Origin of the sequence: Pandoraea pneumonica (genome assembly GCF_049918595.1) — a bacterium.
Classification (GTDB): domain Bacteria; phylum Pseudomonadota; class Gammaproteobacteria; order Burkholderiales; family Burkholderiaceae; genus Pandoraea; species Pandoraea pneumonica_A.
In genome coordinates, this window is the sequence record NZ_JBNCRZ010000003.1 from 137,319 (window position 1) to 150,584 (window position 13,266).

General features: G+C 62.2%; 13 protein-coding genes. 5 read left to right on the top strand and 8 right to left on the bottom strand.

The genetic code is table 11. The features are described from left to right. Positions 1–13 precede the first annotated feature (13 nt). Complete coding sequence (gene rpsF / locus ACPWR9_RS13135; protein ID WP_150678494.1) at positions 14–391, bottom strand: 30S ribosomal protein S6; 378 nt, start codon at positions 389–391, stop codon at positions 14–16. 114 nt (positions 392–505) lie between these two features. After that, a complete protein-coding gene (locus ACPWR9_RS13140; protein ID WP_426298251.1) occupies positions 506–1,417 on the bottom strand; it encodes a LysR substrate-binding domain-containing protein in 912 nt (303 codons plus the stop codon). Positions 1,418–1,538: 121 nt separating this feature from the next. On the opposite strand from ACPWR9_RS13140, the gene gcl reads away from it, so the two are divergent. The 3 genes from gcl to glxR all read left to right on the top strand — a co-directional run bounded on the left by gcl (position 1,539) and on the right by glxR (position 5,414). Then, a complete protein-coding gene (gene gcl / locus ACPWR9_RS13145; protein ID WP_426298253.1) occupies positions 1,539–3,308 on the top strand; it encodes a glyoxylate carboligase in 1,770 nt (589 codons plus the stop codon). A gap of 160 nt (positions 3,309–3,468) precedes the next feature. Beyond that, positions 3,469–4,260, top strand: a complete 792-nt coding sequence (hyi, locus tag ACPWR9_RS13150) for a hydroxypyruvate isomerase (protein ID WP_150678498.1) — start codon at positions 3,469–3,471, stop codon at positions 4,258–4,260. 176 nt (positions 4,261–4,436) lie between these two features. Then, a complete protein-coding gene (glxR, locus tag ACPWR9_RS13155; protein WP_426298255.1) occupies positions 4,437–5,414 on the top strand; it encodes a 2-hydroxy-3-oxopropionate reductase in 978 nt (325 codons plus the stop codon). A 235-nt stretch (positions 5,415–5,649) separates the two neighbouring features. Here the strand turns inward: glxR and ACPWR9_RS13160 are convergent, their stop codons facing one another. From ACPWR9_RS13160 to ACPWR9_RS13185, 6 genes are all read right to left on the bottom strand, one after another. Further along, the gene (locus ACPWR9_RS13160) at positions 5,650–6,690 is read right to left on the bottom strand and encodes an asparaginase (RefSeq protein WP_426298257.1); all 1,041 of its coding nucleotides are present in this window, start codon (positions 6,688–6,690) and stop codon (positions 5,650–5,652) included. 101 nt (positions 6,691–6,791) lie between these two features. Continuing rightward, a complete protein-coding gene (locus tag ACPWR9_RS13165; RefSeq protein WP_058379051.1) occupies positions 6,792–7,730 on the bottom strand; it encodes a CysB family HTH-type transcriptional regulator in 939 nt (312 codons plus the stop codon). A gap of 92 nt (positions 7,731–7,822) precedes the next feature. Next, positions 7,823–8,899: a sulfate/molybdate ABC transporter ATP-binding protein gene (locus tag ACPWR9_RS13170; protein ID WP_426298259.1), complete on the bottom strand. Its 1,077-nt coding sequence runs from the start codon at positions 8,897–8,899 to the stop codon at positions 7,823–7,825. A gap of 18 nt (positions 8,900–8,917) precedes the next feature. Further along, positions 8,918–9,823 carry a sulfate ABC transporter permease subunit CysW gene (cysW, locus tag ACPWR9_RS13175; RefSeq protein ID WP_426298261.1) on the bottom strand — a complete coding sequence of 302 codons (906 nt, stop codon included), beginning with the start codon at positions 9,821–9,823 and terminating at the stop codon, positions 8,918–8,920. Between the two features lie 20 nt (positions 9,824–9,843). After that, on the bottom strand, positions 9,844–10,707 hold the full coding sequence (cysT, locus tag ACPWR9_RS13180) for a sulfate ABC transporter permease subunit CysT (RefSeq protein WP_426298263.1): 864 nt from the start codon (positions 10,705–10,707) through the stop codon (positions 9,844–9,846). Between the two features lie 32 nt (positions 10,708–10,739). Then, the gene (locus tag ACPWR9_RS13185; RefSeq protein ID WP_426298265.1) at positions 10,740–11,771 is read right to left on the bottom strand and encodes a sulfate ABC transporter substrate-binding protein; all 1,032 of its coding nucleotides are present in this window, start codon (positions 11,769–11,771) and stop codon (positions 10,740–10,742) included. A 258-nt stretch (positions 11,772–12,029) separates the two neighbouring features. On the opposite strand from ACPWR9_RS13185, the gene lexA reads away from it, so the two are divergent. Both lexA and ACPWR9_RS13195 read left to right on the top strand, forming a co-directional pair. Then, positions 12,030–12,683 (top strand): transcriptional repressor LexA, encoded by a 654-nt coding sequence (lexA, locus tag ACPWR9_RS13190; RefSeq protein ID WP_426298267.1) that lies wholly within the window; start codon positions 12,030–12,032, stop codon positions 12,681–12,683. Positions 12,684–12,855: 172 nt separating this feature from the next. Beyond that, complete coding sequence (locus ACPWR9_RS13195) at positions 12,856–13,266, top strand: hypothetical protein (protein WP_426298269.1); 411 nt, start codon at positions 12,856–12,858, stop codon at positions 13,264–13,266.

Genomic DNA, 13,266 nt, shown 5'->3' on the forward strand with positions numbered 1-13,266 from the left:
TCCGGTGCGCTAATTACGAAGCGGCAGCTTCCGTGGCGGGCGTCGCGGCAGCCTTCTTGGCTTCTTCGCGGGCCACTTCCTTCATCATCGGCGACGGGGCGGTCTCGGCCTTCTTCATGCGAACCACGAGGTGGCGCAGAACGGCGTCGTTGAACTTGAACGCGTGTTCCAGTTCGTCCAGGGTGTCCTGGTCGCACTCGATGTTCAGGCAAACGTAGTGAGCCTTAGCCAGCTTCTCGATCATGTAAGCCAGTTGACGACGGCCCCAGTCTTCGACGCGATGGATCTGACCATTCTTGGCCGTCACCATGCCGCGATAGCGTTCGATCATCGCAGGCACTTGCTCGCTCTGATCGGGGTGAACAATAAATACGACTTCATAGTGACGCATATGTAGCTCCTTTTGGAAATAGCCGCCTGAGCGTCAGATCAGTGCAGCAAGGTTGCAGAACTCGCGATTATAGCCGCTTTTCCGGCCACGCTCAAGAATATCCCCCCGGGCGCCCTACTCGTGCTCCAACCAGTAGTTCGGCCGGGCAAACACCTGGCGCAGGTGGTCGATGAATAGCCGCACGCGCGCAGGCTGAAAACGTTGCTGCGGATAGACCGCGAGAATGTCGTAATCGGGCAGTGCATACTCGTCGAGCACCGTTTCCAGCTCGCCCGAGAGCAATTCACGCTGAATTTCCCACGTCGAGCGCCAGCCCAGCCCCAACCCTTCAAGCGCCCAGCGGTGCAGCAACTCGCCATCATTACAGTCGAGATTGCCGTTCACCCGAGTGGTGACCAGCTTGCCCTGCCGCTTGAAATACCAGCCGCGCTGCTGGCCGCCTTGCAGGTTGAAGGCAAGACAATTGTGCTTGGACAAATCTTCCAGTGTCTTAGGCCGCCCGTGCCGCGCAAAGTAAGCGGGGGTGCCGCAGACCACGCGTCGGTTCTGGGCCAGCTTCACCGCCACGAAATTCGGGTCGACCGAGCCCCCGATCCGGATGCCCATGTCGTAGCCCTCACGCACGATGTCCACCACGCGATCGGTCAAATTGAAGGAAATCTGCACTTCCGGGTGCTGGCGCAGGAACGCAGGCGCGTGCGGCGCCACATGTTTACGTCCGAACGCGGCAGGTGCCGAAACGATCAGGTGACCCGACACCGCATGCCGCCCGGCGCTGATCTCGTTCTCGGCCATGTCCCAGTCGCCCAGCAACTGCTTGCAGCGCTCCAGAAAAGCGCCGCCCTCCTCCGAGAGCGCCAGCCGCCGCGTGGACCGGTACATCAGCTTGATCCCCAAGCGCTTTTCCAGCGCATCGATGCGCCGCCCGAGAATCACGGGCGACACCCCCTCCTTGAGCGCGGCCGCCGCCAAACTGCCCGCTTCGGCGACCTGCACAAAGGTCTCGATCTGCTTGTAACGGTCCATCCCGCCTCCATTCGATACTTTTTGTTTTTAAAAAAACGATCTTTTGTGATCTTATCAAACAAATCGTACCGGCTTAAAGTGGCTTCCAACATCGTTACCGATTACACATTGGAGGAGTCACATGGCCAAGATGACCGCCGTAGAGGCCGCCGTTCGGGTTCTGGAGAAAGAAGGCATCACCACCGCGTTCGGCGTGCCCGGCGCTGCCATCAACCCGTTCTATTCGGCCCTGCGCAAGGCAGGCAGCGTCGAGCACGTGCTCGCGCGCCACGTCGAAGGCGCTTCGCACATGGCCGAAGGCTACACCCGTGCCGAAGCCGGCAATATCGGCGTGTGTATCGGCACGTCGGGCCCGGCAGGCACCGACATGATCACGGGCCTGTACTCGGCCCAAGCCGATTCGATCCCTATTCTGTGCATTACGGGTCAAGCCCCGCGCGCCCGTCTGTACAAGGAAGATTTCCAGGCCGTCGATATCGAATCGATCGCCAAGCCGGTGACCAAGTGGGCCGTGACCGTGCGTGAGCCGGCCCTCGTGCCGCGCGTGTTCCAGCAAGCTTTCCACCTGATGCGCTCGGGCCGCCCGGGTCCGGTGCTCATCGACCTGCCGTTCGACGTGCAAGTCGCCGAAATCGAATTCGATCCCGACACGTACGAGCCGCTGCCGGTCTACAAGCCCGCAGCCACGCGTGCCCAAGCCGAAAAGGCGATTCAGATGCTGCTCGCTTCCGAGCGTCCGCTGATCGTCTCGGGTGGCGGCGTGATCAACGCCGACGCCGCCGACCTGCTCGTCGAGTTCGCCGAAACGGTCAACGTGCCGGTCGTGCCGACGCTCATGGGCTGGGGCACCATCGCCGACGATCACCCGCTCATGGCCGGTATGGTCGGCCTGCAAACGTCGCACCGCTTCGGCAACGCGACGATGCTCGCCTCCGACTTCGTGATGGGTATCGGCAATCGCTGGGCCAACCGCCACACCGGTAGCGTCGATGTCTTCACCAAGGGCCGCAAGTTCGTGCACGTCGACATCGAGCCGACGCAAATCGGCCGCGTGTTCGGCCCGGACTACGGCATCGTCTCCGACGCCAAGGCTGCCCTCACGCTGTTCGTCGAAGTGGCCAAGGAACTGAAGGCTGCCGGCCGTCTGCCGGACCGCTCGCAGTGGGTTGCCGATTGCCAGAAGCGCAAGCGCACCATGCTGCGCCGTAGCGACTTCGATCAGGTGCCTATCAAGCCGCAACGCGTGTATCAGGAAATGAATGCGTTCTTTGGCCGCGACGTGCGTTACGTCTCGACCATCGGCCTGTCGCAAATTGCCGCTGCGCAGTTCCTGCACGTGAACAAGCCGCGTCACTGGGTCAACTGCGGTCAAGCCGGCCCGCTGGGCTGGACCGTGCCGGCAGCGATCGGTGTGAAGGTTGCATCGCCGTCGTCGGACGTGGTGGCCATCTCGGGTGACTACGACTTCCAGTTCATGATCGAAGAACTGGCCGTCGCCGCGCAGTTCAAGGTGCCGTACATCCACGTCGTGGTGAACAACTCGTATCTTGGTCTGATCCGTCAGGCGCAGCGCAACTTCGACATGGACTACTGCGTGCAGCTCGCGTTCGAAAACGTGAACTCGCCGGAAGTGAACGGCTACGGCGTCGATCACGTGAAGGTTGCCGAAGGTCTGGGCGTGAAGGCGATCCGCGTGCATCAGCCGAACGACATCCAGCCGGCGTTCGAACAAGCGCGCAAGCTGATGGCCGAATTCTCGGTGCCGGTGATCGTGGAAGTGATTCTCGAGCGCGTGACCAACATTGCGATGGGCACCGAAATCAACAACGTCAATGAGTTCGAAGAAATCATCGACGTCGTGGAAGAAGACAACAGCGCAGTGACGGCGTAAGCCGCCCTCCTGTGACCGTTTGCGGGGCGCGTGCGTCCCCTCCGATGAGACCTAGACCCCCTTGTCGGCCCAGCACGCGCTCCGCAACCTAGCAGTACCCGCTTCACCCTGATTTGCATCGTCGAAACCACCCCCTATAAGAAAGAGAGGAGTCAGCGCAATGACGAAATTTGCCGCCAATCTGACCATGCTGTTCAACGAGGTGCCGTTCCTCGACCGCTTCAAGGCGGCCGCCGCAGCGGGCTTTCGCGGCGTGGAGTTCCTGTTCCCGTACGCTTTCCATCGCGACCAGATCGCCGACAAGCTCAATCAGTATCAGCTCGATCTGGTGCTGCACAACCTGCCCGCCGGTAACTGGGAAGCAGGCGAGCGCGGCATCGCCATCTTCCCCGAGCGCGTGGCCGAGTTCCGCGACGGTGTGGGCGAAGCCATCACCTATGCCAAGGCGCTGGGTGTGAAGCAATTGAACTGCCTCGTGGGCAAGCAAGGCGCGGATCTGTCGACCGACGCCGCCCGCGAGACGCTCGTCGGCAACCTGCGTTTTGCCGCCGATGCGCTCAAGGCCGAAGGCATCCGCCTGCTGGTCGAGCCGATCAACACGTACGACATCCCGGGCTTCTTCGTGAACCGCACGAAGCAGGCGCTGGAGATCTTCGACGACGTGGGCTCGGACAACCTGTTCTTGCAGTACGACATCTATCACATGCAACGCATGGAGGGTGAGCTCGCCAAGACCATCGAGACGAATCTGGCGCGCATCGCTCACGTGCAGCTGGCCGACAACCCGGGCCGCAACGAGCCGGGCACGGGCGAAATCAACTACGCCTACCTGTTCGCCCTGCTCGATCGCATCGGCTACACCGGCTGGATCGGCTGCGAATACAAGCCCGCAACCACCACGACCGACGGTCTGGGCTGGTTCAAGGCGGCGGGTCTGCGCGAGGCGGCATAAGCGGCTGCATAAGCGGCGGCATTAGCCACGCAGGTTCACCTGAGCATGTAACAACGCGTCTGCCGTCTCCCCCGGCGGCAGGCACAGAACGACGGCGCACGCCGCGCACACGTCAACGCGACCTGTGGCGCGCGCCGGCTGACCGGGTTTCGACGAGGAAGGGCCCCGCCGGCCGCATGCAGGGGGCATGCGGCCGGAGCACGGGGGCACGATTGCCCGTCTCGCGCACCGGCAGCGACCACATTCAAACTTTGGCAACAAGGAGTCTCGAAATGGCACAACTCGGTTTCATTGGTCTGGGCATCATGGGCGCGCCGATGGCGAAGCATCTGCAAAACGCCGGTCACAAGCTGTTCTTGTACGAGCGCCGCACGCCCCCGCAAGACCTGATCGACGGTCAGGCCACGTGCTGCACGTCGGCCAAGGAAGTGGCCAAGCGCGCCGACATCATTTTCGTGATGGTGCCGGACACCCCGGACGTCGGTGCCGTGCTGTTCGGTGAAGACGGTCTGGCTGAAGGCCTCTCGGCTGGCAAGATCGTGGTCGACATGAGCTCGATCTCGCCGATCGAAACGAAGGAATACGCCAAGAAGATCAAGGCACTGGGCTGCGAATACCTCGACGCCCCGGTCTCGGGCGGCGAAGTCGGCGCCAAGGCCGCATCGCTGTCGATCATGGTCGGTGGCTCGCAAGCCGCGTTCGACGACGTGAAGCCGTTCTTCGAACTGATGGGCAAGAACATCACGCTCGTCGGCGAAAGCGGTGCTGGTCAGACTTGCAAGGTGGCTAACCAGATCGTCGTAGCGCTGACCATCGAAGCTGTGGGCGAAGCCCTGCTGTTCGCCTCGAAGGCCGGTGCCGACCCCGCCAAGGTGCGTGAAGCGCTGATGGGTGGCTTCGCATCGTCGCGCATTCTGGAAGTGCACGGCGAGCGCATGGTCAAGCGCAACTTCGAGCCGGGCTTCCGTATCTCGCTGCACCAGAAGGACTTGAACCTCGCGCTGCAAAGCGCCAAGGCGCTGGGCGTGTCGCTGCCGAACACGGCGACGTGCCAAGAGTTGTTCAACGCTTGTGCCGCCAACGGCGGTTCGAGCTGGGATCACTCGGGCATGGTGCGCGCGCTGGAACTGCTCTCCAACCACACAGTTGCCTGATCGTTTCAAAGGGTTTTCTCGCGCCCTGCCCCAAGTGGGGCGCGAGCTACCGCGTAGTTCGCGAGAAGATGAAGAAGCGGCAGACAATCAGCCGCCAGTATGACCAGTAGAGGGGAGGCGAATGCGTCACACCACGCGAGTGGCGCATCGCTAAAACGGTAACGGCGCGAGTCGAATGACTAGCGCCGTATTTTTTTGCCTGCGAGATGCGTCCGCGGGGCCGCCCCCGCTTCGATCAATACTCGTCGAACAAGCTCTGCATGCGATCGCGTTGCACGCCCGCTTGCAAGGCCAGCATCAGCAGCACACGGGCCTTGTACGGATGCAGATTGCCTGCGCTCACAAAACCGTATTGATCGTCGGGTGCTGCACCGTTATGCATCACGTGGCCACTGCCTACCCGCGCGGCACGCACCACCGCTACGCCACGTTGCACGGCCTCAGCCAGCGACTGTTGCAGCAGCGAATGCAGCGAGCCGTTGCCCGTGCCAGCCACCACGATGCCCTGCACGCCCGCTTCGACTAACGCGTCGACGGCAATGCGCGACACGCCCGCATAGCTCGACACCACTTCCACCGCGGGCAGTTCGCCCGACAACCCGACAAACTCGCTCTCGACCGTGTGGTATTGCAGCGGCGCACGTTGGAACGCGACGCGCTCATCCTGCACCCAGCCGAGCACACCGATTTCCGGCGACTGGAAGGCATCCACGGCGTACGTGCTGGTCTTGATGACGTCGCGCGCGCAGTGAATCTGATTGTTGATCGCCACCAGCACGCCACGGCCCGCCGAAATCGGATCGGTAGCCACACGCACGGCGTTGAGCAGATTGAGCGGCCCATCGGCGGACAGCGCCGTTGCCGGACGCATGGCGGCCGTAATGACGACCGGCTTGCGGCTGTTGACTGTCAGGTGAAGGTAATACGCCGTCTCTTCGAGCGTATCGGTGCCGTGCGTAATGACGGCGCCCGCCACGTCGGGCTGCGAGAGCAAGGCGTTCAGGCGTGCGGCAAGTTTCTGCCACAGCGAACAACTCATGTCCTTGCTATCGATCTGCGCGACTTGCTCGGCGTGAATATGCGCAATGCTGCCCAGCGCCGGTACGGCCGCGAGCAGGTCTTGTACACCGAGCGCTCCGGCCTGATAACCGGCCGTACGCGTCGCGTCGGCAGCACTTCCGGCAATCGTGCCGCCCGTCGCGAGCAGCACAATGCGCGGCAATTCGCCGGCAGACACGGTGTAGTGAGGGGTCGGATTGAAAGAAGTCAAAGTCATGCCAGCGATTGTATCCAATACTGCCCCGGTTCCCAATCGCTGAACATCGATCCGGCCGCGCGCCCCAGCGCACGGCGCGCGCGGGCCGGGGAATTTTGATCTCAGGCTGCAAATTCCAGCGCTTCGCGCAGTTGCGTCGAGATTTCCTGCTCCTTGAGCGCCGGTGCCAGCATCTCGATAAACCGATACGCATACGAGCGCAGGAACGCGCCGCGGCGCAGGCCGATACGCGTGGTGCTCGGCTCGAATGCATTATCGAGTTCGAGCACGGCCAGATCCTGATCCTTACGCGGATCGACGGCCATCGCGGCCACGATGCCGATGCCCAGCCCGATTTCGACGTAGGTCTTGATGACGTCGGTATCGAGCGCGGTCAGCACGATATCCGGCACCAGTCCCTGATCGGCGAACGCCTTGTCCACGTGCGAGCGCCCCGTGAAATCGCCGTCGTACGTGATGATCGGGTACTCGGCGATATCGGCTAACGTGACGCTCTCCCGGCCGACTAGTGGGTGGTCTTTCGGCACCACGGCCACGTGATGCCACGAGTAGCACGGGAACGTCACGATATCGGGGAACCGATCGAGCGCTTCGGTCGTAATGCCGATATCCGCTTCGCCATCGATGACCATCTGCGCGATCTGACGCGGGCTGCCCTGGCGCAGCGCCAGATGCACCTTCGGATACACGCTCGTGAACTGCTTGATGACCTGCGGCAGGGCGTAGCGGGCTTGCGTGTGGGTCGTCGCGACGACGAGGTGACCGCTGTCCTGATCGGCGAACTGACGTGCCACGCGGCGCAGGTTCTCCGCGTCGAGCAGCATGCGCTCGATCAGTTGCAACACGGCCTTGCCCGGCTCGGTCAGGCCCGTGAGACGCTTGCCGCGGCGCACGAAGACGTCGACGCCGAGTTCATCCTCAAGGTCCTTGATCTGCTTACTCACGCCCGACTGCGAGGTGTACAGCGCGCTCGCCGCTTCGGTCAAATTCAGGTTCTGCCGTACGGCTTCGCGCACGTAGCGCAATTGCTGGAAATTCATGGTGTGACTCCGCCCTATCGCTTGTTTGTTACGTCTGTCTAATTTGTCTTGTACGGCTTATCGATTTTTTGTCTGCTGTCCCAGGGTAACGCTCACGCCTGTGCCGAGAACACACGCAACTGACGCGGCACGGCGCGCAGCGGCTCACCCGCCGTCGCACCCAACGCTTGCCACCCCGAGCGCGTCAGTTCGGCTTCCCATACGGCATCGCCCGGTGCGGCCAATTCCACGCGCACGGTGCCGCCCAACGGGATAGCGCGGCGCACCGACACGTCGATGCCCGGGCCGCCGTCGTGCGCTGGCAGCAGCGTGAGATCGTGCGGACGAACATAGGCGATGGCGCGGCCGTCTTGCGGCAGCGCGGGCAGGTCGTCACGCGCCACCGTCACGCGATAGGCCCCGGCATCGGCGATGAAGTCGTGCGTCTGCAACTGGCCCGACAAGCGGTTGGCTGCGCCGAGGAATTCGTAGACGAAGGCGCTCTCGGGCGTGTCGTACACGTCTTGCGGCGCACCGATCTGCTCGACCTTGCCCCGGTTCATCAGCACGATGCGGTCGGCCACTTCCAGCGCCTCTTCCTGATCGTGCGTGACAAAAATCGTGGTGATATGCAGCTCGTCGTGCAGGCGGCGCAACCAGCTACGCAGTTCCTTGCGCACCTTGGCGTCGAGCGCACCGAATGGCTCGTCGAGCAACAGTACCTTCGGCTCGACCGCCAGCGCGCGCGCCAGCGCAATACGCTGACGCTGCCCACCCGACAGTTCAGCCGGATAGTGATCGGCCAGCCAGTCGAGTTGCACGAGACCGAGCAACTCGTGCACCTTGTTGCGAATCTGCGCATCCGAGAGGCGCTCGCGGCGCGACTTCACACGCAGGCCAAACGCCACGTTCTCGAACACCGTCATGTGACGGAACAGTGCGTAATGCTGGAAGACGAAGCCGACCTGACGCTCGCGGGTGCCCACGCTCGCGACATCCTCGCCGTTGAGCACGACGCGCCCGGCATCGGCGAACTCGAGACCGGCCACGATGCGCAGCAATGTGGTCTTGCCGCAACCGGACGGCCCGAGCAACGCCACCAGCTCGCCCGTGGGAAATTCGAGACTCACGTCGTCGAGCGCCGCGAAATCGCCGAATCGCTTCGAAACCTGTTGGACTTGAATGCTCATCTGTCTTGCTCCTCGATGTTAGGTTTCGGTCGCCTCGATACGGCGGGCCGCTTTGTCTTGTGCCAGCTTGCGCTCGGCCCACAGCTTCAGGCCCAGCGTAGCGAGCGCCAGCAACGCGAGAATCGATGCCGCCGCGAATGCGCCTACCGTGTGGTAATCGTTGTATTCGATCTCCACATGCAGCGGCAGCGTGTTCGTCTCGCCGCGAATGTGGCCCGAGACCACCGACACCGCGCCAAACTCGCCCATGGCCCGCGCATTACACAGAATCACGCCGTACAACAGGCCCCATTTGATCTTCGGCAGCGTCACACGCGTGAACACTTGCCAGCCGCTCGCCCCCAGCACCCGGGCGGCCTCTTCTTCTTCGCTGCCCTGCGCCTGCATCAGCGGAATCAACTCGCGAGCGACGAACGGGAACGTGACGAACACCGTCGCCAGCACCAGCCCCGGCAACGCAAACACGATGCGCAGATTGTTGGCATCGAGCCAGTCCCACAGCGGCCCCTGACGGCCAAAAATCAGCAGGAACGTCAGACCTGCGATCACCGGCGAGACCGAGAACGGCAAGTCGATGAGCGTGGTCAGCACGCTCTTGCCCTTGAAGTCGAAGCGCGCGATGGCCCACGAAGCCGCCACACCGAACACCACATTCAGCGGCACGGCAATCAAGGCAATCAACAACGTGAGACGGATGGCCGACAACGCGTCGTCGTTGCTCAATCCTTCCCAATAAGCACCGATGCCCTTGCCCAGCGCGGTGACGAACACCGACGCGAGCGGCAATACGAGAAACAACGCGAAAAACAGCAGCGCCAGGCCGATCAACACCACCTTGACGAGCCGGGGCTCGTCGGTCGGATCGGAACTACGCACTTTCGGCACCTGCACCGCAGCGGCCGGGAGAGTTAGCGAATCGGACATGATCGAATCTTTCTCTGGAATCACACGCCGCTGGCGCGTCGGCCCGAATGACGGCGTTGCAGCCACCATTGCAGGGTATTGATGAGGAGCAGCAGCACGAACGAGATCACCAGCATCACCACGGCCAGTGCCGCCGCGCCTGCGTAATCGAACTGTTCGAGCTTGGTGACGATCAGCAGCGAGGTGATTTCCGAGACCATCGGAATGTTGCCCGCGATAAAGATGACCGAACCGTACTCGCCGACCGCACGCGCAAACGCCAATGCGAAGCCGGTCAGCAGCGCCGGCAGCACCGCCGGCAGAATCACATGACGCACGGTCTGCCAGCGCGACGCGCCGAGGCAGGCCGCCGCCTCTTCCTGCTCGCGCTCGAATTCTTCAAGCACCGGTTGCAGCGTGCGCACGACGAACGGCAAGCCGATGAACGTCAGCGCGACAAAGATGCCGAGCGGTGTGAACGCAATCTTGATGCCCAGCGGCTCGAACCAGCGACCGACCCAACCATTCGGTGCGTAGATGGCGGCGAGCACAATGCCTGCGACCGACGTCGGCAACGCGAACGGCAAGTCGACGAGCGCATCGACAATGCGTTTGCCGGGGAACGTATAGCGCACCAGCACCCACGCCAGAATGAAACCGAACAACGCATTCAGGAGTGCCGCCGCCAGCGAGATGCCGAACGTGAGGCGGTACGACGCCAGTACGCGCGGCGAACTCACGGCGGTGACAAAACTCGCCCAATCGAGCGAACTTGCCTTGATGAAGACCATCAGCAACGGCACCAGCACGACCAGACTCAGGTACGCCACGGTGTAGCCCATCGTCAGGCCGAAGCCCGGCAATGCACTCGGCTTACGCCAGATTGGAAACAGTGCGGTACTCATGCGATGGTCCCCTTCCTTCCTTTTTTCTGGAATTACTTCTTGGTGTAGATCTGATCGAAGATGCCGCCGTCGGCGAAGTGCTTGGCTTGCGTCTTGGTCCAGCCACCGAGGTCGGCGTCAACCGTGTACAGCTTGAGCTTCGGATACTGCGACTCGTACTTCTTGGCGATTTCCGGCGAACGCGGACGGTAGAAGTGCTTCGCGGCAATCTCCTGCCCTTGCGGCGAGTACAGCCATTGCAGGTAGGCTTCGGCGACCTTGCGCGTGCCATGCTTGTCGACGTTCTTGTCGACCACGGCCACCGGCGGCTCGGTCAGAATCGACGACGACGGCACCACGATGTCGAACTTGTCCGGACCCAGGTCCTTCACCGAGAGCAGCGCTTCGTTTTCCCATGCGATCAGCACATCGCCGATACCGCGCTCGACGAACGTGGTGGTCGCACCGCGTGCGCCCGAGTCGAGCACGCCGACGTTCTTATAGATCGCCTTGACGAAGTCTTGCGCCTTCTGCTCGTTGCCGCCCGGTGCCTTGAGCGCGAAGAGCCATGCCGCGAGGTAGTTCCAGCGGGCACCGGCCGAGGTCTTCGGGTTCGGCGTCACGACGCTGATGCCCGGCTTGGCCAGATCGTCCCAGTCTTTGATGTGCTTCGGGTTGCCCTTGCGCACGAGCAGCACGATGGTCGACGTGTACGGCGTCGCGTTATCGGGCAGGCGCTTTTGCCAGTCTTTGTTCACGAGACCGGCTTGGGCCAGTTCATCGATGTCGGCGGAAATACCGAGCGTGACCACGTCGGCCGGGGCGCCGTCGAGCACCGTGCGGGCTTGCTTGCCCGAACCGCCGTGCGAGGCCTTGAGCGTGACCGTGTCACCCGTGGTTTGTTTGTAGTGGGCTTCGAACGCCTTGTTGTAATCGGCGTAAAGCTCTCGCGTCGGGTCGTACGACACGTTGAGCAGCGAAAAACTAGCCGCTTGGGCTTGCACCGTCATGCCGACGGTCAGTGCAATGGCGCCCAGTGCGGTCGCCAGCTTCTTAGCTTTCCATCCCCGTGCTGCAATGCTCATGACTTTCGCTCCTTTTTTGCTTGCGTGTGGTAGGAGGCCAGTCTAGGGCGGCGGCTTAATAATTAAAAATAATCTTTTTGCTTTTGTTTATACTGGAATAAGGATTAGAGATTTTGTGCTGAGGGGCGGAGAGGCCCGGCAGAGGTCGAGAATTCGGGCGTTTCGCGGCGAATCTCATGGAGTGCATGAAGTTTTCGCTTGCGTTTTTGGAAACACTGTACAAAAATACAGCCACCTGTGCTTCCATACAGTGATGCCATGATCAAACTTACCGCACGTCAACAGCAGGTCTACGAACTGGTTCGCCAGGCAATTGAACGCACCGGCTTTCCGCCGACCCGTGCCGAAATTGCTGCCGAGCTGGGCTTCTCTTCGGCGAATGCCGCCGAAGAACATCTGCGGGCGCTGGCGCGCAAGGGGGTGATCGAACTGGCCGCCGGGCAATCGCGCGGCATCCGCCTCAAGCGTCTCGATGAGGCAGGCGGCGCCCACCAGTTCACGCTGCCGCATATGGGGTTGATGCAACTGTCGCTGCCGCTCGTCGGGCGTGTGGCCGCAGGCAGCCCGATTCTGGCGCAGGAGCATATCGAGCGCAATTTCCAGTGCGATCCGAACATGTTCGCGCGCCAGCCTGACTATCTGCTGAAGGTGCGCGGTATGTCGATGCGCGACGCCGGCATTCTCGATGGCGACTTGCTCGCGGTGCAGAAAGCCGCCGATGCGCGCGAAGGACAAATTGTCGTGGCCCGTATCGGCGACGACGTGACGGTCAAGCGCTTCCACCGCGTGAAGGGTGGCGTCGAATTGATTGCCGAGAACCCCGACTTCGAGAACATCAATGTCAATGAAGGCAGTGGTGACTTTGCGCTGGAAGGGATTGCGGTCGGTCTGATCCGCAATAACGATCTCTAAGCGCAAGCTAACGCGCGCAATGCGGTAGTCACGCGCGCGATTTCCTGACGATCAAGTAATGCTGGTTTGCGCCGGGCTGGGTCCGGCGCCCGTGCCCTGCTGCGCCTGCGATTTGTGAAGCGATGCGACAGGACACCTCTCTCCGACCCATATTGGAAGAAGGAAACGCATCATGGCTCGACTCTTTGGTTTGCTGCGCACGTCCCTCGGTCAACCGCGCATTCGCACGGCTTCGACGCAAGCACGTCTTTCTGCGGTGTACGGCTTGTCGGCCCTGTCCGGACCGTTCGCGGCCGCACCGGCGATCGCTCGCTCGTACACCGTGCCTGAGCGCAACCGTAGCACCGCCCTGCCCCGCGCCATCGCTTCGGCCGTCACCTCGGCAGCCCGTCGCGCGTGCCCGTCGGCGAAAGCCGTCAAGGCATCGCGCAATGTCCGCGAATTGCAAACACGACGCGACGCGCATGACGACGTGCGTGTGTATCGCGACGTGTCGCACATCGTGATGGTCGGCAGCATCGCCGACATCTGCCGAAAACTCGACGAGGCCGTCGGCGAGCGATTCTGTCAGGCAGCGGTGTAA